Genomic DNA, 24,655 nt, shown 5'->3' on the forward strand with positions numbered 1-24,655 from the left:
AGTTGTAAAACTAGAAACTGATTTCTACATTTTTAACTTTAAAACAGAGGCCATGCAGGACGCACAGGAAATTCTTTTAAAATACTGGAAACACCAAAGTTTCCGACCGTTGCAAAAAGAAATTATTGATTCGGTTTTAGAAGGGCAAGACACTTTTGCGCTGCTGCCAACCGGAGGCGGAAAATCGATTTGTTTTCAGGTTCCTGCCATGATGCGCGAAGGAATTTGTCTGGTAGTTTCTCCTTTGATTGCCTTGATGAAAGATCAGGTAGCGAATTTGCAGAAAAGAGATATTAAAGCAATTGCTCTTACAGGCGGAATTCATACGGAAGAAATTATTGATCTTCTGGATAACTGCCAATTCGGAAATTATAAATTCCTTTATCTTTCTCCAGAACGTTTACAGTCTGACTGGATTTTAGAACGCATTAAAAACCTTCCTATAAATTTAATTGCTATTGACGAAGCGCATTGTGTTTCGCAATGGGGTCACGATTTTAGACCGGCTTATTTAAAAATTTCAGAACTTAAAAAATACTTTCCTAAAATTCCGTTTTTAGCTTTAACAGCAACTGCGACTCCACGAGTTGTAGAAGATATTAAAACAGAACTCGGATTAAAAGATACCAAACTTTTTCAGCAGTCTTTTGAAAGAAAGAATATTGCCTACATGGTTTTTGAAGTTGAAGACAAATTGTATCGCGTTGAACAGATTTTGAAGAAAAATCCTCAGCCTTCTATTATATATGTGCGAAACAGAAAATCATGCCTGAATATGTCAACGCAATTGCAATCGTTGGGATTTCGGTCAACGTATTATCACGGCGGACTTTCAGCTCAGGAAAAAGATAAGAATATGCAATTGTGGATGTCCGAACAAGCGCAGGTTATTGTAGCCACTAATGCGTTTGGAATGGGAATTGACAAAGACAATGTAAAAACGGTTATTCATACACAGCTTCCAGAAAACTTAGAAAATTATTATCAGGAATCTGGGCGCGCGGGACGAAATGGCGAAAAGTCGTTTTCGGTTTTATTGTTTAATAATTCTGATGCAAATCAAACAGAGCAGCAGTTTATAAGTGTTCTTCCTGATAAAAAGTTCTTGAAAACAATGTATATCAAATTGTGCAATTATTTTCAGATTGCTTATGGTGAAGGTTTAGACGATTCGTATTCTTTTAAAATGAATCATTTTTGTCATAAATACGACTTCCCTACTTTAAAAACGTATAATTCTTTACAGTTTTTGAATCAGCAAGGAATCATTACGATGTCTCAGGAATTTTCAGAAAAAGTTACGATGCAGTTTTTAATCGAATCGAAAGAAACAATTCGATACATGAGCCTCAATCCGAATGATGAAGAAATTATTCTGGCGATTTTAAGAACGTATCCGGGAATTCATGAAATGAAAACACCGCTTAATCTTTCGTTGATTGCAAAAAAATCAAATCATACTGAAGAACAGGTTACCAATCTTTTAGAAAAACTGAAAGAGAAAGACATTATTGAGTACAAATCTAAAAACAACGACGCAACGATTTTATTTAATGAAGTTCGAGAAGATGATTTAACGATAAACCGAGTTTCTAAATATCTTGAAAAACAAAACAAACTAAAACGCGATCAGCTTTCGTCAGTTCTCTATTATATAAAGGAAGACAAAACGTGCAAGAATAGATTGGTTTTAGATTATTTTGGAGAAGAAACTAAATCGAATTGCGGCGTTTGTTCTTTCTGTATAACTCAAAAAGGAAAAATCACTGAAGCCGATTCAATTGCTGATAAAATTCTTCACTTATTAAAGGCAACTGCATTAACTTCGCGCGAAATTCAGAATCAAATAAAATTAGATGCTAAAGATGTTATTGTGGTTCTTCAGGAATTACTGGAAAACAATCATATCATTATTTTAGCCAATAATAAATACGCTTTAAAATCATAATGGAAAAATTACGAATTATATTTATGGGAACTCCGGAATTTGCAGTTGGCATTCTGGATACCATTATTAAAAACAATTACGAAGTTGTTGGCGTTATTACAGCGGCAGACAAACCTGCTGGACGCGGACAAAAAATAAAATATTCGGCCGTTAAGGAATATGCTCTTGCAAACAATCTTACTTTATTACAGCCAACAAATCTAAAAGACGAAAGTTTTTTAGCTGAGTTAAAAGCTTTGAATGCCAATTTACAAATTGTTGTTGCTTTTAGAATGTTACCAAAAGTAGTTTGGGAAATGCCAAGTTTGGGAACATTTAATCTTCATGCTTCTTTATTACCAAATTATCGTGGCGCGGCTCCAATAAACTGGGCTATTATTAATGGAGAAACCAAAACTGGTGTTACTACATTTTTTATCGATGATAAAATCGATACCGGAGCGATGATTTTAAATTCGGAAATTGCAATTGAACCAACAGAAAATGCCGGGCAGCTGCACGACCGATTAATGCATTTAGGAAGCACAACTGTTATTGATACTTTAAAGGTGATTGAAAACGGAAATGTTACTACTACAATTCAGGAAGATAATAACGATATCAAAACGGCTTATAAACTAAATAAGGAGAATTGTAAAATTGACTGGACAAAACCCGGAGATGAAATCAATAACTTAATTCGTGGTTTAAGTCCTTATCCTGCAGCGTGGTGTTTTTTGAAAGATAAAAATGAAGAATTGAATATAAAGATATATGAAGCCAAACTGGTTGCAGAGGTACATTCTTATGAAGCTGGAACTTTAATTAGTAACAAAAAAGAAATCAAAATTGCAATAAAAGAGGGCTTTATTCAGTTATTAAGTCTGCAATTACCTGGTAAGAAACGAATGCAAGTAGCAGAATTATTAAATGGGATAACTTTTTCTGATAGTGCAAAGGTCTATTAAGGTCAGTAAAACAGGGGTTTCTACCTGTTTTTGATCGATAAACAACACGCTTTATGAACAAAAAAAACAAGTTATCAACAATTATTGCTAAAATTAGATAAAACACTTGCACGCAACGGATTTCCTACTAAATTTGTGTATTAACAATTTTTTTTAACCAACAATTAATAACTAATTATTATGAACAAATCAGAATTAATCGATGCTATCGCTGCTGATGCAGGAATCACAAAAGCTGCGGCTAAATTAGCTTTAGAGTCATTTTTAGGAAACGTAGGAACTACTTTGAAAAAAGGCGGAAGAATTTCATTAGTAGGTTTCGGATCTTGGTCAGTATCTGCGAGAGCTGCTAGAGACGGTAGAAATCCTCAAACAGGAAAAACTATCAAAATTGCTGCAAAAAATGTAGTAAAATTCAAAGCTGGAGCTGAATTAGAAGGTGCAGTGAACTAAGTAAGAAAGTTCTCTAAACTAAATAATATAATTAAGACCCTCCTTATGGAGGGTTTTTTTGTGCGGTTTAACGATTTTTTTTGTGAATTTAAAAAATTTATGATTAAATTTAATAAAAATTGTAGCCGTATGATTTCAGAAAAATTAAAAAAAGGACACCTGCTTATTGCCGAGCCTTCAATAATTGGAGATTTATCATTCAACAGATCGGTAATTTTATTAGCAGACCATAACAAAGAAGGATCAATAGGTTTTATCATTAATAAACCATTAAAATATACTATTAATGATTTAATACCTGAAATTGAAGCCAGCTTTAAAATATATAACGGAGGCCCAGTTGAACAAGACAATCTGTACTTCATTCATAATATTCCTGACTTGATCCCGAATAGTGTCGAGATTTCTAACGGAATTTATTGGGGTGGAGATTTCGAATCAACCAAAGACTTAATTAACGACGGATCGATCAATAAGAACAATATTCGTTTTTTCTTAGGCTATACTGGTTGGGACGAAAATCAGCTTGAAAACGAAATGCAGGGAAACTCCTGGATCATTGCTGACAATAATTACAAAAACAAAATTATTGGAAAATCTACTACCCATTTCTGGAAAGAACAGATTATTGAACTTGGCGGTGATTATGTTATTTGGTCAAATGCACCTGAAAACCCATATCTGAATTAATTTTCGGATATGGATTCATTTAGTTTCTGTACTAATAAATGAGCCCGATTACTTGTAAACTCTTTTTTTCGGTATTTGCTTATCGGTTGTATCCCTGTGATTACATTTGTTAGAAATAATTCATCTGCTTTTTGAAGATCAAACGGCGAAATTATTTCTTCCACGACTTCTATACCTTCCACTTTTTTAGCTAAGGCTAAAATCTGCTTGCGCATAATTCCGTTTAAACATCCTTCAGAGATTGGAGGTGTAATTAGTTTTTTACCCAAAATCATAAATAAATTTCCCTGCAAAGCTTCGACAACATTTTTAGTATCGTTTAGTAAAATACAATTTGCCAATCCGTTTTCATGGGCAAAAATACTTCCGGTAACATTAATCATTTTATTAGTCGTTTTAATCGACGATAATAATTGTTTTGTCACATAGAAGTCTTTATACAAATCAACTTCGTATTCAGCCGTATTTAAAGCGTACAAAGTATTGTCAAGAGGTGTTGCATGAATTAAAAAAGAAACTTCATTTGTTTTTGGCAGATACAAACCTCCATCGTTTCTAAAAACAGTTATTCTGGCTCTCGCCGATGAAGCAATGTTTTTTTGCTGCACAAGATTTAAAATCTGCTCTTCAAAATATTCCATTGTAAAATTCATAGGAATTTCCATTCTAACAACACGCATCGAAGCCATTAATCTGAAATAATGATCTTCGAGAAACAAGATTTTATTGTTGATTATTTTTACTGTTTCAAAAACGCCGTCTCCGTATAAAAAGGCACGATTTTGAGTTAGCATATTTTCTTCTTGTGCAATGTTTCCGTTAAAATTGATCATAAAAAAACCCTGAATTTTGTTCAGGGCAAATATAAGGCATAAAATAGACTTTTACTAAACAGATCCTATAAGATGTTTTAGGTCTGAGATTTGATTCTCCCACAATTGTTTAGCTTCGCCTACTTCTTCTTTTTCTGCAAAATCGACTACCATTAATGATACATCCTTAGTTAATTCATCAACTAAAATATGGAGTTCAAAAAAGTATTCAGTATCCTTACTGCTTTCATCAACCCATTTAAACTTTACTTTTTCACCTGTTTTTTTAGACGCAAGACGTGCTTTTTCCTGCGAATCATTCCAGATGAAAGTAAAAAATTCACCTCTTGAATTAACGTTGTCAGCAAACCATTCTGATAAACCTGACGGAGTTGATATATATTGATACAATAATTGTGGCGAAGAATTGATCGGAAACTCGATTTCGTAACGTATTTTTGAATCCATGTGCTACTTTTAATTTTTTCGAAATATAAGAATATATGTCCAAAAACAATGCGTTTTTAAAAATATTTTTTTTTCTTCATTTTATTCTTGTAAGCTTTAATATTATTTCTATCTTTGCACCCGCAATCAGGAATTCAATGATAGCAGTCCAGGCGAGGTAGCTCAGTTGGTTAGAGCGCAGGATTCATAACCCTGAGGTCACGGGTTCAACTCCCGTCCTCGCTACAAAAAGGCAAAACCCTTAAACAGAAATGTTTAAGGGTTTTTTATTGGGGTTAATCCAGAGTTTTTGCATAGAAAGTATTTCTTTACTTGATGATTAATGTTTCTAAAAGATTATTTTACTCCCAAGATCACAAAAGAGTTTCCTTCTATAATAACTTTATCCGGATACGCTTTTTGAACGATTTCTAAAACTTCAGTTTTAATTTTTTGACGCATTTGATCATCAGCATTGCTTAAAGCTGCTACTACGGGAGCTGCAATTTCAGTCATCATGCTCCAATATCTTTCCGGAGTTTCATAGTTTAATTCCCCGTTTACTTCATAACCTTTGACATCTTTAAAACCTGCGTTATGAAATAAATCTTCAATTAATCCAGATTTTGCACATCTAAAAACACCCGGAGCTCCAGGATTGGGAGGAGGTAATTCCATATTTCTGTTAATTGCCCCACCAATAGCTGTGAGCCAAAAGTTTTTTTCGGGAATATCCCAAACAGAAGTTACAACTCTCCCGCCGGGTTTAAGAACCCTGAAAATTTCTTTTGCTGCTAAGTCCATATCCGGAAAAAACATAAAACCTAAACGGCAGCTGACCGCATCAAAAGATTCATCTGAAAAAGGAAGTTCACAAACATCGCAATTCACAAAATCAACATTTTTTATACCTCTATTTTCAGCATTTTCATTTGCGATTATCAACATATCATTCGATAAATCTGTAATGGTTACTTTTTTAGCATAATTGGCTATACTAAGTGCAGGCTCACCTGTTCCGGATGCAATATCCAAAACATGATCTGTTGCTTTCAAATCAAGCAGATCAATCATTTTTTCTCCCATTGGTTTAAGAAAATCCATCATTTCCTTATCCCATTTTTTCCAGCCCGGAGAAAATTTATTCCATGAAGTTTTTTGCTGTTCCCGAATTTCCTGAAGATGTTTTTCCATAGCTCCTATTGTTTAATGTTTGTAATTGTAATTAATAACTCAATTCCTTAATTATTACTGCAAACGTTTCGGGGCTAAGCGTTAAGCGATTTTTTTATTTTTGAAGCCATCAAAGGTAAAAATTCTTAATAAAAAATCAATACAAAACATTGAAAACCTGATAGTTGCATTACAAAACAAATAAACTACAAAAAGCATATCTAAAAAAACATTCAGAGATTTATAAATAAAAAAATCTCTGAATGTTTAAATGGAAAAAATTTTCTTTCTTCTGATAGAAAATCTTTAAATAAAATACTTAAGGTTTAATAAAGTCAAGAATATCCGCATTAACTCTATCTGCATCTGTTGTTGGTATTCCGTGGCAAAGTCCTGGGTAAGTAATTATTTTTCCGTTTTTTACCAGTTTAATCGCTCTTAATGCAGTGACTTTATAAGGAACTATCTGGTCGTCTTCGCCATGTAATATAAGTACAGGGAAATCAACACTTTTTAAATCTTCGGTAAAATCTGTTTCAGAAAATGCTTTTATGCAGTCATAATGTGCTTTAATTCCGCCATTCATTCCCTGACGCCACCAATTATCCTGAATTCCTTTTTTAATATCTGCTCCTTCTCTATTATATCCATAAAACGGAAAAGTAATATCGTGATAAAACTGCTGTCTGTTATTGGCTGTATTAAAACGGATATCATCAAAAACTTCTATTGGCACTCCGTCTGGATTCCCTTCGTTTTTGATCATATACGGTGTTACAGCACTAATAAGTATTACTTTTGACACACGGTTTTTGCCATATTTTGCGGCATAATGAATCGCTTCACCTCCGCCTGTAGAATGTCCGATATGTATAGCATCTTTTAAATCTAAAAACTCCGTAAGTTCTGCAACGTCTGCTGCGTAGGTATCCATTTCATTTCCGGAATACGTTTGTGTAGATCTTCCATGTCCTCTCCTGTCATGTGCAATTACCCTAAATCCCTTGTCTAAGAAAAATAGCATTTGTGCATCCCAGTCATCTGCTGATAAAGGCCAGCCATGATGAAAAAAAATAGGCGTACCAGTACCCCAATCTTTATAATAAATCTCTGTTCCGTCTTTTACTGTAATCTTGCTCATTGTATTATGTTTTAATTGTTAGTATGCATTATCGAAGTTTATAATTGTTCGTACCAATCTAAAATATAATCTGCCACAGATTCCCAGCCTGGCTCGCCACATATAAAATGGCTTTTGCCCTGAAAAATCTTCAGGTCGACCTTGCTGTTACTGTCTTTATATTTTCTGGCCAGAGTGGTTGTAAGTGACGAAGGAAAAATGGCATCACTGCCGCCTCCAATAAATAAAATTGGATTATGAGGTTTGCTGAAATCAATATTAGAAAAAGAATTCAATACCAGTTCACGGCTTACTTTATAACTTTCCGGAACGGCATAAGTATCAAAAGCATTTGCCCTGTCTCTTTCAGGAAGTGTGTTAAAAAAACACCTGTCATACCATTCGCGGCTGCCCATGAAGTATTTTTGAGAAGAAAAGAAACCAAATGCCGGCAGGGCCGCTTTTAAAGTAACAAGTGGAGGAAATACATTTTTTGGAGGCGCACCATCAACACTTACTGCTGCAGCTGCTTTACCTAATTCTAATAATTTCATCGCCGCCATTCCTGCCATTGAATGTCCAATGATTAATGGCTTTTCTGGCAAAGTATCAATTAATTTAACAATATTGCCAACCACGTCTATAAAACCCGTTTTGGTAAGATCAGGATGAACTTGTTTTCTTAAGTCAGAAGGAATTCCATCGTGTCCGGGATTAGCCGGAGTATAAACGGTATAGCCTTTTTGTTCGTATCGGTCTTTCCACTTTTCCCAGCTGATTTGGTTTACAAAGTTTCCGTGTATCAGAATAATAGATTTTGATTTTGTCATAAGATTAATATTTAATGAGTAATTGAGGTTTATAAAATATGACGTACCTTACTTCTAAATTAGCAGTATAATCCGGGGTAAAGCACCTATTAAAGATCAGATTTCAATCATTTTATTAAGATTTCCAATACTTTAGAAGTATTCTGATTTCTTTCCTATATCTAATCATCGAAACAGATAAAGCAAGCACTATGCTAATTTACTAATTTATTGATAATCAAATAAATATACTTTGAAAAAATTATTCTAATAACTATATTTCGCTAAAAGAATTCACCGATAGTGAAATATAAATAATGAACAAATAGTATCTATTTTAAATCTGGCAAGTAAAATTTTTCTTAATCTAGGTTAATCAGCAGATTTGTGTGTATTGCCTAAGTTTGTAAAAGAAATTAACAACATCAAATTATAACTAGAACAATATGGAAACGATAAAACTAGAATTAGACGAGAAAAAACATGGAGCTTTTAATCTTTATGTTGATGGTAAAAAACAAGGTGAAATGACGGTAAGTATTAAACCTGATTTATTGACTGTTTATCATACAGGGGTTGAACCGGAAGCTGAAGGAAAAGGCTATGCTAAAAAACTTTTGGACGAAATGGTATCTTATGTTCGTGCTAATAATTTAATGGTTTTAGCGCTTTGTCCTTATGTTCATGCACAATTTACAAGACATCCGGATGAATATCAAGATATTTGGAAAAAATAATTTCTAAATTATTAAACACATAGAAACATAGCTTTTTATTGCGTTTAAAAGGCGTTTCACTTGTTTAAATACACATAAGCTTCTATGTGTTAGAAACTAGTTTCTTTTATTTACCTTTTTTAGAAACTAAAATTCTATGTTTCTATGTGTTTAAAAAAATTATTCCTTAATCTGCGTGCAAAATCTGCCTTGCTCAATTTAAAAATATAACATTATGAATACAGAAATTTTAACCGACGGTATTCCTTTAAACGAAGCTAAAAAAGCTTTGATTATGATTCACGGTCGTGGTGCAAGCGCTCATGATATACTTTCTATTGCAAAACATCTTAAAGTTGATGGCTTTGCATTAGTAGCACCTCAAGCCGAAAACAGAACCTGGTATCCGTATTCTTTTTTAGCCCCTCTTAATGAAAATGAACCTTCTTTTTCAAAATCATTAGAAGCTATTCATCAGGTTGTTGTTGCAATTCAGCAAAACGGAATCGAAAAAGAAAACATTTATTTTCTTGGATTTTCTCAGGGCGCTTGTCTGGCTTTAGAATTTACAGCCCGAAATGCTGCAAAATACGGAGGTGTAGTCGCTTTTACAGGCGGACTTATTGGCGATAAAGTATATGAAAATCATTATGCCGGAAATTTCGAAAACACACCAATTTTCATCGGAACAAGTGATCCTGATTTTCATGTTCCTGTTGAAAGAGTAAATGAATCTGAAGCACTTCTTCAAAAATTAGGAGCTGACGTTACTAAAAAAATCTACCCAAACATGGGACACACTATAAGTCAGGACGAAGTAGATTGTGCAAATGCATTAATTTTCAACAAAAAATAATGATTACAATAACACGAGTTTACAGCGATACCAACGGCGAAAGTCATTTTGAAGATTTTGAGGTTCCGTTAAAAAACAATGGTGATATCGGATTTTTATCTGATGATGAACCTGTAAAATCTATTGTTTTTAGAGAAGTCAACCCTTCTTATGATTATGATTTTCACATTGCGCCAGACCGTCAATATATTGTTTTATTAGAAGGCGGTGTAGAAATCGAAACTTCTTTAGGAGAAAAAAGAAAATTTGAAACGGGATCAATTCTCTTAGTTGAAGATACCACAGGAAAGGGACACAAAACAAAAAATATTGAACCCAAACTTCGAAAATCAATATTTATAAAATTATAAACTGCCGGCATTCTGTCGGCTTTTTTATTTAAGAAATAACCACACTATATTTTTATCGATTTTCTAAATAAAACAGCTTCATTTATAAAATTGCGATATATCGTAAAAACAAAAAAACACAACACAACTAAAATACTAATAACCAAATAGATAACATACTTGGAATGTTATTTGGTTATTAGTTTACGGATAATAAAAAGAGGCTTTTATTTCTTAATCTAGGTTAATCGATCCAGAGCGATAATGGAGGTAAATTTGTATAAGAAATCAATAACAATTTAATAATACAATACCATGGAAAATAAAATTTTAGGTTTACACCATATAACTGCAATTGCAGGTGACGCAAAAAGAAACTTCAACTTTTACTCTAATATTTTAGGATTACGTTTCATTAAAAAAACAGTAAATTTTGATGATCCGGGAACGTATCACTTTTACTTTGGTGACGAGGTTGGAAGTGCTGGAACAATCTTAACATTTTTCCCTTGGGGAGAAGGAATTCAGCAAGGAAGAAAAGGTTCTGGAATGGCTACAGAAATTGGATATTCTGTTCCAAAAGGAAGCTTGGATTTTTGGCAGAAACGTTTTGAGCAATACAATGTAATTTATAATAAACCATCTGAAAAATTCGGAGAAAAATATCTTACTTTCTTAGATCCTGACGGTTTAAAATTAGAATTAATCGAATCTAAAACAGACGATAACAGAAAAGCGTGGGAAACTGATGAGGTAAAAGCAGATGTAGCTACAAAAGGTTTTCATAACATTACTTTGACTTTAAACGACATTAAACCAACTGCCGCAGTTTTAACGGAAATATTTGGTTACAAATTAATCGATCAGGATGTAAACCGTTACCGTTATGCTACAGATGCTGTAGAAAATGCTGCAATTGTTGACCTGGTAGAATTAGCTGATGAAAAACGCGGTTTAAACGCAAATGGAACTGTTCATCACGTTGCTTTCCGTGTAAAAAATGATGAGATTTTAATGCACTTCCGTGAAAAAATCGAAGCTTACGGATTGTCAATTACACCGCAGATAGACAGACAATATTTCCATTCTTTATACTTTAGAGAACCGGGAGGTGTTTTATTCGAAATTGCTACAGATAATCCCGGATTTACTGTAGATGAAAGCTTAGAAGAATTAGGTAAAAACTTAAAACTTCCTGCTCAATACGAGTCTCAAAGAGCTGCTATCGAAAATCATTTGGTTAAAATTAATTAATGATATTTTTAGAATAAACTAAAAAGCAAACCCTTAAACATTTCTGTTTAAGGGTTTTTTATTGGTCTAAATCAAAAGATAAAATTCTCAATTAAGTGTCATCAAAATAACTTAAAAATTCTCAATTCCTTTTTGCAAAAACGCTGCGTATTTTTTTACATCAGGTTCGTATACTGCTGGTTTAGAAAGCATATTTCCGTTTGTATCCATCAAAGCATAATATGGCTGTGAATTAGTTTGGAACTTTTCAGTTTGAAAATTACTCCATTTATTCCCAATTGTTTTGATCTTTTTCCCGGTAGTTTTTGAAATAAACTGCTCCTTTTCCGGAAGTACTGTTGTATCATCGACATAAAGAGAAATCAGTATATAATTGTTGTTGAGTTTTTCCCATACTTCTTTATCACTCCAAACATTGTCTTCCATCTTGCGGCAGTTCACACAACTCCAACCCGTAAAATCAAGTATGATAGGTTTATTTACTTTTTTCGCATAAGCCAGTCCTTCTTCATAATCATGAAAACAGTTGAGATTTTGCGGACAGGGCTGCGAATGCTTTTCTGTTATATTTTCTGTATTGGACGAAACAGAAGCAATATTATTTTGATTCCATTCTTTGTAAAAAGACGGCGGTAAAAATCCGCTGGCTAATTTCAAAGGGGCACCCCACAGCCCCGGTATCAAATAAACCACAAAACTGAATATCAAAATAGAAGATACAAAACCGCTGATTGAAACTGTTGAATTGTTTTCGTATTCATCAAACTTTAGCTTGCCCAGCATATAAAATCCAAATAAGGTAAAAATAACAATCCAAATGGCTATAAAAAGTTCACGCTTCAATATTCCCAATCCATAAACAAGATCGAAAGTTGAGAGAAATTTTAGAGCAAGAGCCAATTCTAAAAAACCTAAAATCACTTTTACTTTTCCAAGCCAGCTTCCTGATTTAGGCAGTTTTTTAAGCATACTCGGAAAAGCAGCAAAAAGCAGAAACGGAATGGACAGCGCAAATGAAAACCCAAACATTCCTATTGCTGGACCAATAATACTTCCGCTGATTGCAGCTTCTACCAAAAGATTTCCAATAATTGGCCCAGTGCAGGAAAACGAAACCAATGCCAATGTGAAAGCCATAAAAAATATTCCAATCAATCCGCCTTTGTCTGCCATTTCATCTGATTTGTTAAGCCAGCTGCTTGGAAGTGTTATTTCAAAAGCGCCTAAAAATGAGATCGCAAAGACAACAAAAATCAAAAAGAAAATAAAATTCACGATACCATTACTTGCCAAAGCATTTAAAGCATCTGGCCCTAAAGTCAGCGTAACGGTTAAACCAAGTGTAACATAAATGGCTATAATAGATGCCGCATAAATAATCGCTCGCTTTATTCCTCCATTTTTGGTAAAATAACTAACCGTAAGCGGAATCATAGAAAATACACAAGGCGTCAATATTGCTAAAAATCCGCCTAGGAATCCGCCCAAAAATATCCACCATAAATTAGCTTCTTTTGCTGGCTGCACATAATGCGTATTTCCTGCACTTTTTTTAGGTAAATATTTTAAATTAATTTCTTCGGTTTCTGGCGGAAGACACATCGTATTTCCGCACGACATATAAGTGATATTCGCTTTAATCTTTATACTGTCTTTTACTTTAGGAATTATTTTTTGCATAAAAGTGACTTTATTTTCAAAATAGTACAAAGTCTGATTCTCAAACTCCTTCTCTATTCGATTGAGAGGTTTGGGTTCAATTACTTTGCCTGCAAGAACATATTGATCCGATTCTTCAAAATTAAAAGATGTCGGAAGCGGACCATCCTGTATTTTATTAAACTGACTGTTAATATGCCAGTCTTTTTTAATTACAGCCGAAAATTTTAAATGTAACGTATCTCCAGAACCTTGTTCAATACTTGATTTCCATTTTACAGGATTTTCCTGAATCTGGGCATTTACATTTATAAAAAACAAAATGAAAAGTATTCCAAGAATACCCTTAAATTTTTGATACATATTTATTTATTTTTTGATTCTCCTTCTGGTTCAAAATCAAGTGAAATAGAATTCATACAGAATCGTTTATAAGTAGGCGCTGGGCCATCATCAAAAATATGTCCCAAGTGCGCATCGCATCGTCCGCATAGAACTTCTGTACGGCTCATTCCGTGCGAGCTGTCGTCGTGATAACGCACACTGTTTTTTCTAAGAGGTTCGTAAAAACTCGGCCATCCGCAGCTGCTGGCGAATTTGGCATCAGATTTAAAAAGTATGTTACCACAGGCTGCACAATAATAAGTTCCTTTAGTGCTGCTTTTCCAATATTTCCCTGTAAAAGGTCTTTCGGTATTTTTTTCTCTTGCAACCAAATACAAATCAATCGGTAATACTTTTTTCCATTCGGCATCAGAAACAGTCAGTTTTGACGTATCGGTATTTGAATAGTACGGATTATTTTCATGTCCTTTATCCGATTTCATATTTTGAGCATAACCGCTGGCGGTCAATAAAATTGCCATACAGCTTAATACTATATTTTTCATAGTGATCACTATTTGAGTTTCTTTTTAAATATTTCCCTGAATTTTTCCAGCTCCGGCTGAATTACATATCGGCAATACCCCTGATTGGGATGCTTTTTATAATATTCTTGATGATAACTTTCGGCATTATAAAATTTAATGAAAGCGGTTACCTCTGTCACGATATTACGTTCGTAGATTTTTTTCTCTTTGAGCTGCGCAATGCAATATTTGGCTCTCTGTTTCTGAGTTTCATTATGATAGAAAATAGCAGAACGGTATTGTGTTCCAACATCATTGCCTTGACGATTCAACTGCGTTGGGTCATGTGAAAGAAAAAAAGCTTCCAGCAATTCATCATAAGAAATTAAAGACGGATCATAAACAATAGAAAATGCTTCAGCGTGTCCGGTTGTTCCTGTGCAAACTTCTTCATAACTGGGATTTTCAGTAAGACCGCCGGTATAACCAGGCGTAACTTTTAATACGCCTTTAAGCTGTGAAAATTTAGCTTCTCCGCACCAAAAACAGCCTGTAGCAAATGTTGCCGTTTCGGTTTGAATTGCTGTTGTTTGAGTTGAATCGGCTGAACTTTTAAAAGTGTGAAATGCAAATCCTGAAAGCGAGGAAAATATCAGGACATAAATTGCCAGAACGTGTTTTTTCATAAATTTTATTATTAATTCAGATAGAAATCTGAAATCTTCTGATTCAATCAAAAGCCTAGATTATTGAGCCGAGGCTTCTTTAGCAAATTCAAGCAATCCTGCACCATCAACATATCCAATATGATTGGCAATTATTTTACCCTTTTGATCCAAAATTAAAAGTGTCGGCAGACCTTCAATTCCCCATGTTTTGGCTAGTGTAGTTCCTTCTCCTTTTTCTACATCAATACTGAAATTGATATAATTTTTATTGAAATAAGCAGCTGCCTTTTGATCTTTGAATGTAGTTTTCTGAAGCTGTTTACAAGGCGCACACCATACGGCGTATGCATCTACGAAAATATTTTTATGACTTTTTTTAGCCATTGAAAGCGCTTGCTGATAATTCTTCGGAACAAAATTTATTTCATTTCCTGTTTTCTTCTGAGCTTCTGCATTCAAAGAACAAAACATTGAAAACAGAAGAAAACAAAATGATATAATGCGGGAACCGTTTTTTAAATTTTTCATTTGAATAAAGTTTTAAGATTAGCCGCTCCTCGCACCGATGCCTTCAGTAACCTTGAAACACCGATGCTTAATAGCGGACACTTTAAAAAATAGAACTTATTATTATTTTTTTAGATAAGAAAGTACTTCTTTAGAATGATCTTCACCTTTCATAAAATCTCTGAAGCTGTAAGCAATAACACCATCTTTTCCAATCACAAACGTTTCACGTCCGCTCAAGATCATAGTGCCTAAGTTTTCTTCTTTTACACCAAACAATTTCAATACTTTATTATCCGGATCGCTTAACAAATCAAAAGGAAGTTTTTCTTTTGATTGAAATGCTTTATGGCTTTCAACTGTACCTTGGTTAATTCCTATAACAAGAGCGTTGGCATCTTTGTATTTTGCGTAAGCATCTCGAAAAGCGCATACTTCGGCAGTACAAACAGGGCTCTGATCCATTGGATAGAAAAAAACCACTATGTTTTGTTTTCCCAAATGATCTGTCAGTTTAAAATCTTTTCCGTCTTGATTTTTTAGAGTAAATCCGGGAGCTTTATCTCCTTTTTTTAATGTTTCCTGTGCGTAGATATTCGAAGCTGTTAGAGAAAGAACTGCAATTATCATCATTACAATTCCTTTAATTTTTTTTGATGTTATCATGATTTTAAATTTTAAATTGTGTCATTATTGACCTTGTAAAATTGCAATACAAAAAGGAGTTTACTTTTGCTATTAAGGTCAATTATTTGGTAATTTGGTTCAGCTTAAAAATTATTTTATTTAAGCGAAAAGCTGCGCCTCAGAAGTAATCTGAATACTTAAAGCTTTTGATATTAAGCAATTTTGTTCTGCTGCTTTTGTAACGGCTGTAAATTCTTCTTCACTAATTCCCGGAACACTTCCTGTAATCGAAAGATGTATTCCCGAAATAGCAAAACCTTCCATCGTTAAAGTCGCTTCAGTATTCAATAATGTTGGAGTCAAACCTTTTTCTGTCAAGGCAAAACTTACTGCCATTGTAAAACAGCCTGCGTGTGCCGCCGCTAATAATTCTTCGGGATTTGTACCTTTTTCTTCTCCTGTAAAACGAGTTTTAAAACTGTAGTTGGTTTGATTTAAAATCCCGCTTTGAGTTGTTAATTCTCCTTTTCCTTCTTTTGCACTTCCTGTCCATTGTGCTTTTGCTGTACGTTTCATTTCTTTATTATTATTTAATTTGATTGTCATTATTGACACTGCAAAATTGCGTTATACTTAAGAGAAGGATTTTGCCAATAAGCCCAATTATTTGGCGATTTAGTTCAAAAAAAGCCCTAAATCTTTTTAGATTAGGGCTTTTGTTATCAGCTATTTTGTTTGTTAGAAAGACAATAGAGAAATTCCGGCATTTACATAACCCGCACTTGTATTATCACTTGTAAAAGAAGCATTGCTGTAATGTTCACCATCTTTAAATAATCTGGAAGAGAAATAATTGTTGATACCGCCTCCCACGTTTAACATGATATTTTTGGCAAAAAGATATTCGAATACTGCACCGCTTTTAAGCTCGATTGTATTATAACTTACTTTACCATCCAACAGATTATTTCGACGGTTGTAAAAAGTACTGAACGAACTTTGGTTGGAACCGAGAATAACCCATGCATTTCTCGCCACTTCTTTTTTAAGATTAATTCCTGTCGGAATATCTACAATAAGTTCTAATCCTGACGAAAGGAACTTATGATAATAGTTTATAATGGGTTCTACCGGAATTGGAGAAGAAGGATCGATCAACACCAAAAGTCCGACAGAAAATGAAGAGTTCTCTGTTTTCTTTATTGGTAAAGTAAAACTTCCATTAAAATTAAAACGTTTCACAGAATTTAGATTATCTGAAATACCTCTGGCAACCAATGAATATATAATGGGATGATTAAAAATACGGTCAGATCTGGAATAATTTACCGCCACATCTATGGTATTTCTATCTGATGTTAAAGGCATTAATTGAGAATCAGTAAAATTGGTTATATCTTTAAGTTCGATGGCGGTATAGGTATAAAATACCGTTGCCGAAAGAGAATTTCCACTCCATTGAATTGCCGGAGAATTGAAAAAAGTGGTGATTCGTTCGGTCTTTATTTTTCCGTTTGCAAAATCTTGATCATCCAATTTTGAATCAAAATCACTGTAACCAAAACTGCTCGCAGAAACACCAAACTGTCTCAATGCCGGATAGCGAATTGCGAGTTCTCTTTTTCCTGCACTTGTGGTGTCTGCCGCAGGATGTACAGAAGACATACTGACCATGTTTTGCGCTTGTAATACGCACGAGAAAAGTAATGTATAAATGAAAAAGGCTTTTATTTTCATGGCTTCGTTATTTAAAATAGTATGTTTCCTGATTTAAAGTCCTGTTGTTTTATTGATAAACTTCTGTTTTCTAAACTGATAAACTGAACCGGCAATAAAGAGCAGTAATAAAACAAGAAGCGTATTCCCGATTACAGGATCTTTAATATCCTTAGCCAATGGATCTCCAAGCGGAACTCTGGTAAAAGTTTCATTAACGGTTGGAACCAGTGACAGAAAAAAACTAAAAGACAACCAGAAATTTTCAAAATAACGTGCTCTTTCGCTGTTTTTTCTTTTTGAATTCAGAAAATAAGCTGCTAATACCAGAATAATTATAAAAATAGCAAAGACATGCCCCGGATTAAATCCGCCATGTTTGGAGATCCCTAACGAAGTTAGTGAGGTTACGACTGTTCCGTAAAAATATATTTTACCGGATAATGTGTTCAAATTGATTTTACCATATTTGATAAAATCTACTACTGCCGCTACAATGGCGGCAACACCTATAATTGTGTGAAAAATTCCTAAACTTGATAATCCCATTTTTTATGATTTAAATTTGTTTGAAAATACATAGCAAACTTCCGATAGATCAAGGAGAATGGTTTTGTCAATTAGTCCAACTATTTGGCAATTTGGTTCACAAAAAAAAGCATCCTTCAAATAAATGATAAGGATGCTTAAATATTTTATAAAATGAGTTTTAAAATTACTCTTTGTTATTTAGTTTCTGACGGTAATTTGTTGGACTGACATTGTATTTACTGGTGAAACTTTTGGTAAAATTTGCCAAGTCATTAAAACCACAGTCAAATGCTATTTCAGTAATTCGCTGATCCGAGACTTGCAGTAATTCAGCAGCTTTCTCCAGTTTTTTAACTTTGATATAATTCGCTGGTGTATCATGGAATATTTTTGCAAATTCTCGTTTGAATGATGAAACACTTAAATTATTTTGCTGCGCCAGTTCTTCAATTGTGAGTTGTGAAAACAGATTTGCTTCTATAATTTGTTTGAAAGTATAAGTTGTAGGAGAAAAAAGCTGTGATAATATGAGTTGTATGGATTCTGAATTTTGTGTTTGAGAAAGCAAAAGTATAATCTCCTTTACTTTCAACACCAAAATATCTTCGTTGATCAAAGAAGGATTTTCAAAATAAAACAATAATCCTTCAATGTACTTTTGAATTAGAAAATCGTTGTTTATTTTTTCACTTGATTTATTTGATATTACGTTCTTAGGTTTTTGAAGTAATAACGGAAGTTCTCTGTCGTATATTTTTTTTAATATCTCTGGATAAAACGTAACAATTACAATTTCACAATTACTGTTTGATTTTGAATTGTGTATTTGTTTCCCTGAATTTATACAGTTTAGTAATAAAGAATAATTTGTAGCAACGCTTATTTGTTCCTCATCGATTTGATATTCAACATCTCCATCTTTTACATATAAAAAACAAGCCTGCTCCGTAACCGGAAAATCAAAATTAAACGGCGGTGTCAATTCAATTTTTTGAATTAGTGTTTTGCCGTATAGATCGTGTTTTTTATAGTCGTTTATCATAATTTTTTATTTTCTTCTTTCAACCTTATTAAGTGTCAGTTACAAACTCTTTCTGACCGTTATTATTATAATTGGATTGTTTTTTTAATTCTTTACGTTAGTTTTTATCTTAAACTAAAAAATAAAAAAACTCAAGTCTCCTGACAAACAGCTGTCATAATGCCCCATTACTTTTGTCCTATAACTTAAAAAATAAAGATATGAATTTAGTATCAATTCGCATTATTACTGCCCGTTTAGAAGAATTAGTGAAATTTTATGAGCAGGTTACGGGTATAACTGCCGTACAATATACTCCAGATTTTGCTGAAGTTAAAACACCCACAACAACATTAGCAATTGGAAGTACCAAAACCTTACTTTTTTTTGGAGGCGATGAAGTTGCGAAACCTGCTCAAAACAGCAGTGTTATTATAGAATTTAAATCCGAAGATGTAGAACAAGACTATATTAGACTAGCAGATTATCTTCAAAATAATATAGTGCAAAAACCCACCACAATGCCGTGGGGTAATAAATCATTTTTATTTCGTGATCCTGATGGTAATCTTGTCAATTTATTTACGCCAGTCACAGCAGAAGCTATTGCAAAATTTAACGCTCAAAATTAACTCTAACTATCGAAGAAATTCAGGTGAATTATAAATAGTATTTCCTGAGTCAGATTTCAATTGAAATCTGACTCAGGATTATAATTGAGTTTCCGCATATGAATTATTTTGTAGTTTTATAAAAATTTTGGGTGAATTATGCCGACTAAAAAAGAAACTATAGAAATACATAAAGATGAGCTAAGCACCCCAGGCATCGATATTGCTACATTTGATAATCTTCAGGAATATCTGAACACTGCCCACAGAGACGATCATTATATGTTTGTTATCCTGCAAAATGGAAATTTTCTTTGGGAACTTGATTTTAAAGAAATAACCCAGATTGGTCCATCTGTAGGTTTCGTAGCACCCGGACAAGTACATCGCTATCTTGAGGCAAAACAATGCAAAGGCTGGTTGGTATTTGTAGATAATGATTTAGTTCCGCTTCAATATCGAGACATTTTCATTACCTATTTAAATGCAAAACAATCTGCATCGGTAATGAATGATGAAACGGTTTTTAAAATGCTCCCATTACTTGTGTCAACGCTTGAACAAGCACATCAGCCGTTGTTTAATTCTGTCTTAAGATCAATGATAGAAACTCTCGCTGGTATGGTCGCTTCAAAAATTTTAGATTCACAAAATTCCGTGATTCGTCCGGAAGGACAAAAATACAATACTGTCGTAAGATTTAAACAACTGATAGCTGAGCACAAAACAAAAGTAAAACAGGTTCAGGAGTATGCCTCTCTTTTAAATATTTCACCGCTTTACCTTAACGAAATTGCAAAACAAATCACAGGATTTCCGGCAAGTTACTGGATCAATCAGGAAATTTTACTGGAGGCCAAACGCATGCTTTATTACACCACACTCGATGTTAAACAAATAGCTTACGAGTTAGGTTATGAAGATTATCAATACTTTTCACGCTTCTTTAAAAAGAATACCGTAATGACTGCTCTTGAGTTTAGAAATTCAAAACCATTAATTGTCCAATAACAGCCATTAATCGGCTATGCCCTGCACTGCCCTTCCCGTTTATCTTTGCCGTTGTATAATTATAATAAATCTACAATGGTACAAACCAACAATTTTACTAAAATGATCACACCAATAATTCTATCGGTGTTTGCTATTTACTTAACTATTGGCATGACTCTGGGAATTCTGCCTGGTTTTATAAAAACAAATTTAAACCTCAGCAATTTTATTGTGGGCTTAGTTATCGGACTACAGTCATTGGCGACTTTGTTTACAAGGGCATATTCCGGAAAAATAACCGATACAAAAGGAGCCAAAAACAGCAATCATCTGGGAGTATTACTTATGATTATTTCAGGAGGCATTTATGTAACAGCTTCTTTATTTTCTAATAATGTTTTAGTCGCTATAATTTTATTGATAATTGCCCGAATCGTACACGGTACTTCTGAAAGTCTTGCTATAACTGGTGCTTTATCGTGGGGAATAGGTCTGGCAGGCATACAGCAATCGGGAAAAGTAATGACATGGAACGGAATTGCCATGTATGCAGGAATTGCAATTGGAGCTCCGGCGGCTTTATGGCTCAAAAGTACTTATGGCATAACGATCGTATTCATTTTAATCTGTTTGCTTTCTGCTGCAAGCTGGCTTTTTACCCTAAAACTGCCTTCTTTAACTGTCGACCCTTCTCTAGTGAGATCTCCGTTTTACAAAGTTGTGGGACTTATTTCGCAACAAGGACTGGCGTTGGCATTTTCTGCTATTGGGTTTGCCTGTATATCGTCGTTTATTGCGTTGTTGTTTTTAGATAAAAACTGGGGAAATCCGTCATTGGCTTTCATGGCATTTGGATTCTTTTATATAATAACAAGAGTTCTTTTTTCTTCATTTCCTGATAAATTTGGCGGTTATAAAGTGGCACTTGTATCTCTGATTATTGAAATTATAGGCCAGCTTTTAATTGGATTTGCGCCTTCAAAAATGATTGCTTTGGCAGGCTGCGGTATTACCGGAATAGGGTTCTCATTAATATTTCCATCTTTGGGCGTATTAGCAATTAAAAAAGTAATTCCACAAATGCGCGGAACAGCTTTAGGAGCGTACGCTGCTTTTTTTGATCTTTCACTTGCCTTGGCCGGGCCGGCAGCGGGACTTATAGCAGGTTTCTATAATTATCAGTCTGTTTATTTTTTTGGAGGAATCAGTTCGCTTCTGGCAATAGCAACTTTATCTTATAAGAAACAGTAACTACACTTTCTATTTTTAAAAAATTAAAACCTCATTTTTATAGTGAGGTTTTTTCTTTTATATATCCCTTACTATCAATTTTAAGATTCTGAATTTTTCGGCTTAATATTTTTAATTTTATTTTAAGAAAATTTTAATGTTCCTATATGATTTTATACTTCTATTTATATATTTGTAATCAGTCTAAATAAGAATAAATTACAGAATTTCATATGAAAACAACATTTAAAACACTTAAAAACAATGTTTTAACAAGAGTGTTTCTAGCGTTACTGACTATTTTTTTGTGTTCAGAAACTGCTTTTTCTCAGTCTACTTTGGGAACAATTTCAGGTAAAGCAATCCTGAAAGACGGAAATCCTTTACAAGGTGCTACAGTAAAAATTTCAGAATTAAATAAAACTACAACAACAGATTCTGATGGTACTTATCTACTAAAAAACATTCCTTTTGGAACTTATTTAGTTGAAATAAAACTAAACGGTTATGACTCTACTCCTGCTTCTGTTTTAGTCGATCAAAACAATTCAAATCCAACTCTTAATTTTGAACTCGCTTATACTTCGCAAAAATTAGAGGAAGTTATCGTAAGTTCTGGAGGAAACCGATTTGCAAGAAAAGAAAGTGAAGAGGTTTCTAAAATGAAACTTAAAAACATGGAAAATCCGCAGGTTTACAGCATTGTAAGTAAAGAACTTATGAAAGAGCAGGTAATCACAGATTATAATAGTGCTTTTAAAAACATTCCGGGTGCAGGTATTTCGGAAGTTAGAAACCAGGGAAGATCAACTAATATTTCGAGAGGATTTGCAACACCTCAATTAGTAAGAAACGGAGTTGGAAGTTTTACTTATAATTCAATTGATCCTTCTAACTTAGAGCGTATTGAAGTTATCAAAGGGCCATCGGCAACATTGTTTGGAAGTACAATTTCTTCTTTTGGAGGTTTGTTTAACAGGGTAACAAAAAAACCTTTTGATTTCTTTAAAGGTGAAGTATCGTATTCTGCAGGTGATTGGGATTTAAATCGTTTTACAGCCGATATTAATACACCAATTAATGATGATAAAACAGCTCTTTTCAGAATTAATACAGCTTTGCATAGTGAAAGAAGTTTTCAGGATGCAGGTTTTAGTAAAAGCTTTTTTATAGCTCCAAGTTTTTCTTATCAGGTAAACGAAAGAATGACTTTACTTATTGATGCTGAGTTTAGTGCATCAAAAGGAGTTTCTCCAACGAGATTAGCTCCTTTTACCGGAGCTGGTGCTACTGCACATAGTATTGAAGAAATGGGAATCCCTTATAAACTTTCATTTGCTAACAATACTGTAAATTTCACCGCTCAGCAGTATAATATATTTGCACAGTTAAAATATCAAATTTCAGATGAATGGACGTCACAAACTATTGTTTCGCGTACAAGATCATCATCAGAAGGATATACTGTAGCATTGACAGCTATAAGTAACGAAACATTAAGACAACAAGTTACAAATCAGGACTATCCTTATTACGGTACAGACATTCAACAAAACTTTAATGGGGATTTCAAAATTGGAAACTTACGTAACAGAGTTGTAGCAGGTTTAGATTTCTACAGCCTTCGTGCAACGCGTAATGATGCAACGATAAATATGCCGGCTATCAATTTTAGAACACCGGGAGATGCTTATAATAACTTTACCATTGATAAAATAAAACCATTATTTGCGGGAGTTAATTATGTTAATTATGTATCTAATAACGAAAGAACATATAGCGCATATATATCTGATGTATTGAATATTACTGATCGATTAATTGTAATGGGAGGCGTTAGAGCTGACCGTTATTTTAATAAAGGAACGTACTATCCGGCTACTAACACTACTACAGGTGATTACAACCAAACCGCATTTTCTCCTAGATTTGGAGCAGTTTATCAAATTGTTAAAGAGAAAATCTCTGTATTCTCTAATTACATGAACGGATTTAATAATGTTGGAGGTTCAGATTTTAATGGAGATACTTTTAAACCAAACCACGCAAATCAGTTAGAAGGAGGATTTAAATTCGACTTTGATAAAATTAGTGCTACTTTGAGTTATTATAATATTGAAGTAACTAACATGACCCGTAATGATCCGGATCATGCCAATTTTCAAATTCAGGATGGTACGCAGTTAAGTAAAGGTTTTGAAGCTGAACTTATTGCAAATCCTATTAAAGGTTTAAATATTGTGGCTGGTTACACGTATAACGACAGTAGATTATCGAAATCAAATCCGACTACTAACGGATTACGTCCAACAACTGCAGGTTCGCCAACAACTGCCAATCTTTGGGCAAGTTACAGATTAACTCAAGGTGCAGCATCTGGTCTTGGATTTGGTGTGGGAGGAATTTACGGAAGCAATTATTTCCAGACTAATACAGCTACTTTTAAATTCCAAATTCCTGAATATACTGTTTTAGATGCTTCTGTTTTCTATGACAGACCAAAATACAGATTAGGTTTAAAAGTGGATAACTTAACAAACGAGAAATACTGGTCATACCGTTTAGCTGCTCAAAATCCAACGAGAGTTACCGGAAATATTACCTTTAAATTCTAAGATTTTCAGTTCGTTATTTCGACTGATATTATTTACATTTGGGCTTTTATAATAAGTTATGACCAAAGGTTT

At 33.7% G+C, this 24,655-nt stretch carries 26 protein-coding genes and 1 tRNA gene; 13 read left to right on the forward strand and 14 right to left on the reverse strand.

Features of this window, described 5'->3' with window-relative positions; translation table 11 throughout:
* Positions 1-52: 52 nt before the first annotated feature.
* The 4 genes from B3C18_RS02785 to B3C18_RS02800 all read left to right on the forward strand — a co-directional run bounded on the left by B3C18_RS02785 (position 53) and on the right by B3C18_RS02800 (position 4,038).
* Entirely contained in the window at positions 53-1,948 is a 1,896-nt protein-coding gene (locus B3C18_RS02785) for a RecQ family ATP-dependent DNA helicase (RefSeq protein ID WP_291142035.1), read from the forward strand.
* Entirely contained in the window at positions 1,948-2,895 is a 948-nt protein-coding gene (gene fmt / locus B3C18_RS02790; protein WP_291142037.1) for a methionyl-tRNA formyltransferase, read from the forward strand. Before B3C18_RS02785 ends, fmt begins: the two co-directional genes overlap by 1 nt.
* A gap of 180 nt (positions 2,896-3,075) precedes the next feature.
* Positions 3,076-3,348, forward strand: coding sequence for an HU family DNA-binding protein (locus B3C18_RS02795; RefSeq protein ID WP_012022249.1), 273 nt, complete (start codon positions 3,076-3,078; stop codon positions 3,346-3,348).
* 129 nt (positions 3,349-3,477) lie between these two features.
* The gene (locus B3C18_RS02800) at positions 3,478-4,038 is read left to right on the forward strand and encodes a YqgE/AlgH family protein (RefSeq protein ID WP_053472839.1); all 561 of its coding nucleotides are present in this window, start codon (positions 3,478-3,480) and stop codon (positions 4,036-4,038) included.
* Here the strand turns inward: B3C18_RS02800 and B3C18_RS02805 are convergent.
* Together B3C18_RS02805 and B3C18_RS02810 are read right to left on the reverse strand one after the other, a co-directional pair.
* Positions 4,035-4,871, reverse strand: a complete 837-nt coding sequence (locus B3C18_RS02805; protein WP_291142046.1) for an aminotransferase class IV — start codon at positions 4,869-4,871, stop codon at positions 4,035-4,037. The two genes, B3C18_RS02800 and B3C18_RS02805, sit on opposite strands and share 4 nt — an antisense overlap.
* 54 nt (positions 4,872-4,925) lie before the next feature.
* Positions 4,926-5,318, reverse strand: a complete 393-nt coding sequence (locus B3C18_RS02810; protein ID WP_026727620.1) for an START-like domain-containing protein — start codon at positions 5,316-5,318, stop codon at positions 4,926-4,928.
* A 151-nt stretch (positions 5,319-5,469) separates the two neighbouring features.
* Between B3C18_RS02810 and B3C18_RS02815 the strand changes: the two genes are divergently transcribed.
* Positions 5,470-5,543 (forward strand) — tRNA-Met (locus tag B3C18_RS02815).
* A 111-nt stretch (positions 5,544-5,654) separates the two neighbouring features.
* Here the strand turns inward: B3C18_RS02815 and B3C18_RS02820 are convergent.
* The 3 genes from B3C18_RS02820 to B3C18_RS02830 form a co-directional block, all read right to left on the reverse strand.
* Complete coding sequence (locus tag B3C18_RS02820) at positions 5,655-6,491, reverse strand: class I SAM-dependent methyltransferase (protein WP_291142053.1); 837 nt, start codon at positions 6,489-6,491, stop codon at positions 5,655-5,657.
* A gap of 298 nt (positions 6,492-6,789) precedes the next feature.
* Complete coding sequence (locus B3C18_RS02825) at positions 6,790-7,611, reverse strand: alpha/beta fold hydrolase (protein ID WP_291142056.1); 822 nt, start codon at positions 7,609-7,611, stop codon at positions 6,790-6,792.
* 38 nt (positions 7,612-7,649) lie between these two features.
* On the reverse strand, positions 7,650-8,420 hold the full coding sequence (locus B3C18_RS02830) for an alpha/beta hydrolase (RefSeq protein ID WP_291142059.1): 771 nt from the start codon (positions 8,418-8,420) through the stop codon (positions 7,650-7,652).
* Between the two features lie 425 nt (positions 8,421-8,845).
* Here B3C18_RS02830 and B3C18_RS02835 point away from each other — a divergent pair, with 425 nt between their 5' ends.
* From B3C18_RS02835 to B3C18_RS02850, 4 genes are all read left to right on the forward strand, one after another.
* Positions 8,846-9,136, forward strand: coding sequence for a GNAT family N-acetyltransferase (locus B3C18_RS02835; RefSeq protein WP_073486324.1), 291 nt, complete (start codon positions 8,846-8,848; stop codon positions 9,134-9,136).
* Between the two features lie 214 nt (positions 9,137-9,350).
* Positions 9,351-9,971, forward strand: a complete 621-nt coding sequence (locus B3C18_RS02840) for an alpha/beta hydrolase (protein WP_291142064.1) — start codon at positions 9,351-9,353, stop codon at positions 9,969-9,971.
* Entirely contained in the window at positions 9,971-10,321 is a 351-nt protein-coding gene (locus B3C18_RS02845) for a hypothetical protein (protein ID WP_291142067.1), read from the forward strand. The genes B3C18_RS02840 and B3C18_RS02845 overlap by 1 nt, the downstream gene beginning before the upstream one ends.
* A 294-nt stretch (positions 10,322-10,615) precedes the next feature.
* Entirely contained in the window at positions 10,616-11,554 is a 939-nt protein-coding gene (locus tag B3C18_RS02850) for a ring-cleaving dioxygenase (RefSeq protein ID WP_291142070.1), read from the forward strand.
* A gap of 111 nt (positions 11,555-11,665) precedes the next feature.
* Here B3C18_RS02850 and B3C18_RS02855 read toward each other — a convergent pair whose 3' ends face one another.
* The 9 genes from B3C18_RS02855 to B3C18_RS02895 all read right to left on the reverse strand — a co-directional run bounded on the left by B3C18_RS02855 (position 11,666) and on the right by B3C18_RS02895 (position 19,155).
* Positions 11,666-13,576, reverse strand: a complete 1,911-nt coding sequence (locus B3C18_RS02855; RefSeq protein WP_291142073.1) for a protein-disulfide reductase DsbD family protein — start codon at positions 13,574-13,576, stop codon at positions 11,666-11,668.
* Between the two features lie 2 nt (positions 13,577-13,578).
* Complete coding sequence (gene msrB / locus B3C18_RS02860) at positions 13,579-14,103, reverse strand: peptide-methionine (R)-S-oxide reductase MsrB (protein WP_291142077.1); 525 nt, start codon at positions 14,101-14,103, stop codon at positions 13,579-13,581.
* An 8-nt stretch (positions 14,104-14,111) separates the two neighbouring features.
* Positions 14,112-14,750, reverse strand: a complete 639-nt coding sequence (msrA, locus tag B3C18_RS02865; protein WP_291142082.1) for a peptide-methionine (S)-S-oxide reductase MsrA — start codon at positions 14,748-14,750, stop codon at positions 14,112-14,114.
* Between the two features lie 60 nt (positions 14,751-14,810).
* Positions 14,811-15,260 (reverse strand): thioredoxin family protein, encoded by a 450-nt coding sequence (locus B3C18_RS02870; RefSeq protein WP_291142085.1) that lies wholly within the window; start codon positions 15,258-15,260, stop codon positions 14,811-14,813.
* Positions 15,261-15,362: 102 nt separating this feature from the next.
* Positions 15,363-15,905: a peroxiredoxin gene (locus tag B3C18_RS02875; protein ID WP_291142087.1), complete on the reverse strand. Its 543-nt coding sequence runs from the start codon at positions 15,903-15,905 to the stop codon at positions 15,363-15,365.
* Between the two features lie 120 nt (positions 15,906-16,025).
* Positions 16,026-16,442: an OsmC family peroxiredoxin gene (locus tag B3C18_RS02880; RefSeq protein WP_291142907.1), complete on the reverse strand. Its 417-nt coding sequence runs from the start codon at positions 16,440-16,442 to the stop codon at positions 16,026-16,028.
* Between the two features lie 162 nt (positions 16,443-16,604).
* Positions 16,605-17,603 (reverse strand): hypothetical protein, encoded by a 999-nt coding sequence (locus B3C18_RS02885; protein WP_291142090.1) that lies wholly within the window; start codon positions 17,601-17,603, stop codon positions 16,605-16,607.
* Positions 17,604-17,636: 33 nt separating this feature from the next.
* A complete protein-coding gene (locus B3C18_RS02890; RefSeq protein WP_291142092.1) occupies positions 17,637-18,131 on the reverse strand; it encodes a hypothetical protein in 495 nt (164 codons plus the stop codon).
* 166 nt (positions 18,132-18,297) lie between these two features.
* Positions 18,298-19,155: an AraC family transcriptional regulator gene (locus B3C18_RS02895; RefSeq protein WP_291142096.1), complete on the reverse strand. Its 858-nt coding sequence runs from the start codon at positions 19,153-19,155 to the stop codon at positions 18,298-18,300.
* A 200-nt stretch (positions 19,156-19,355) separates the two neighbouring features.
* Between B3C18_RS02895 and B3C18_RS02900 the strand changes: the two genes are divergently transcribed.
* From B3C18_RS02900 to B3C18_RS02915, 4 genes are all read left to right on the forward strand, one after another.
* Positions 19,356-19,766 carry a VOC family protein gene (locus B3C18_RS02900; RefSeq protein ID WP_291142099.1) on the forward strand — a complete coding sequence of 137 codons (411 nt, stop codon included), beginning with the start codon at positions 19,356-19,358 and terminating at the stop codon, positions 19,764-19,766.
* Between the two features lie 138 nt (positions 19,767-19,904).
* Positions 19,905-20,756, forward strand: a complete 852-nt coding sequence (locus B3C18_RS02905; protein WP_291142102.1) for a helix-turn-helix domain-containing protein — start codon at positions 19,905-19,907, stop codon at positions 20,754-20,756.
* A 75-nt stretch (positions 20,757-20,831) separates the two neighbouring features.
* Positions 20,832-21,989 carry an MFS transporter gene (locus B3C18_RS02910; RefSeq protein ID WP_291142104.1) on the forward strand — a complete coding sequence of 386 codons (1,158 nt, stop codon included), beginning with the start codon at positions 20,832-20,834 and terminating at the stop codon, positions 21,987-21,989.
* A 212-nt stretch (positions 21,990-22,201) separates the two neighbouring features.
* Positions 22,202-24,583: a TonB-dependent receptor gene (locus B3C18_RS02915; protein ID WP_291142107.1), complete on the forward strand. Its 2,382-nt coding sequence runs from the start codon at positions 22,202-22,204 to the stop codon at positions 24,581-24,583.
* Positions 24,584-24,655: the final 72 nt, after the last annotated feature.

This window comes from Flavobacterium sp. UBA7680, assembly GCF_002482975.1.
In the GTDB taxonomy this organism is placed as follows: Bacteria; Bacteroidota; Bacteroidia; order Flavobacteriales; family Flavobacteriaceae; genus Flavobacterium.

Bases quoted from the DNA above. Each gene is read 5' to 3' on its own strand.
- B3C18_RS02785 (WP_291142035.1), top strand. From the start codon at position 53: ATGCAGGACGCACAGGAAATTCTTTTAAAATACTGGAAACACCAAAGT.
- fmt (WP_291142037.1), top strand. From the start codon at position 1,948: ATGGAAAAATTACGAATTATATTTATGGGAACTCCGGAATTTGCAGTT.
- B3C18_RS02795 (WP_012022249.1), top strand. From the start codon at position 3,076: ATGAACAAATCAGAATTAATCGATGCTATCGCTGCTGATGCAGGAATC.
- B3C18_RS02800 (WP_053472839.1), top strand. From the start codon at position 3,478: ATGATTTCAGAAAAATTAAAAAAAGGACACCTGCTTATTGCCGAGCCT.
- B3C18_RS02805 (WP_291142046.1), bottom strand. From the start codon at position 4,871: ATGATCAATTTTAACGGAAACATTGCACAAGAAGAAAATATGCTAACT.
- B3C18_RS02810 (WP_026727620.1), bottom strand. From the start codon at position 5,318: ATGGATTCAAAAATACGTTACGAAATCGAGTTTCCGATCAATTCTTCG.
- B3C18_RS02820 (WP_291142053.1), bottom strand. From the start codon at position 6,491: ATGGAAAAACATCTTCAGGAAATTCGGGAACAGCAAAAAACTTCATGG.
- B3C18_RS02825 (WP_291142056.1), bottom strand. From the start codon at position 7,611: ATGAGCAAGATTACAGTAAAAGACGGAACAGAGATTTATTATAAAGAT.
- B3C18_RS02830 (WP_291142059.1), bottom strand. From the start codon at position 8,420: ATGACAAAATCAAAATCTATTATTCTGATACACGGAAACTTTGTAAAC.
- B3C18_RS02835 (WP_073486324.1), top strand. From the start codon at position 8,846: ATGGAAACGATAAAACTAGAATTAGACGAGAAAAAACATGGAGCTTTT.
- B3C18_RS02840 (WP_291142064.1), top strand. From the start codon at position 9,351: ATGAATACAGAAATTTTAACCGACGGTATTCCTTTAAACGAAGCTAAA.
- B3C18_RS02845 (WP_291142067.1), top strand. From the start codon at position 9,971: ATGATTACAATAACACGAGTTTACAGCGATACCAACGGCGAAAGTCAT.
- B3C18_RS02850 (WP_291142070.1), top strand. From the start codon at position 10,616: ATGGAAAATAAAATTTTAGGTTTACACCATATAACTGCAATTGCAGGT.
- B3C18_RS02855 (WP_291142073.1), bottom strand. From the start codon at position 13,576: ATGTATCAAAAATTTAAGGGTATTCTTGGAATACTTTTCATTTTGTTT.
- msrB (WP_291142077.1), bottom strand. From the start codon at position 14,103: ATGAAAAATATAGTATTAAGCTGTATGGCAATTTTATTGACCGCCAGC.
- msrA (WP_291142082.1), bottom strand. From the start codon at position 14,750: ATGAAAAAACACGTTCTGGCAATTTATGTCCTGATATTTTCCTCGCTT.
- B3C18_RS02870 (WP_291142085.1), bottom strand. From the start codon at position 15,260: ATGAAAAATTTAAAAAACGGTTCCCGCATTATATCATTTTGTTTTCTT.
- B3C18_RS02875 (WP_291142087.1), bottom strand. From the start codon at position 15,905: ATGATAACATCAAAAAAAATTAAAGGAATTGTAATGATGATAATTGCA.
- B3C18_RS02880 (WP_291142907.1), bottom strand. From the start codon at position 16,442: ATGAAACGTACAGCAAAAGCACAATGGACAGGAAGTGCAAAAGAAGGA.
- B3C18_RS02885 (WP_291142090.1), bottom strand. From the start codon at position 17,603: ATGAAAATAAAAGCCTTTTTCATTTATACATTACTTTTCTCGTGCGTA.
- B3C18_RS02890 (WP_291142092.1), bottom strand. From the start codon at position 18,131: ATGGGATTATCAAGTTTAGGAATTTTTCACACAATTATAGGTGTTGCC.
- B3C18_RS02895 (WP_291142096.1), bottom strand. From the start codon at position 19,155: ATGATAAACGACTATAAAAAACACGATCTATACGGCAAAACACTAATT.
- B3C18_RS02900 (WP_291142099.1), top strand. From the start codon at position 19,356: ATGAATTTAGTATCAATTCGCATTATTACTGCCCGTTTAGAAGAATTA.
- B3C18_RS02905 (WP_291142102.1), top strand. From the start codon at position 19,905: ATGCCGACTAAAAAAGAAACTATAGAAATACATAAAGATGAGCTAAGC.
- B3C18_RS02910 (WP_291142104.1), top strand. From the start codon at position 20,832: ATGGTACAAACCAACAATTTTACTAAAATGATCACACCAATAATTCTA.
- B3C18_RS02915 (WP_291142107.1), top strand. From the start codon at position 22,202: ATGAAAACAACATTTAAAACACTTAAAAACAATGTTTTAACAAGAGTG.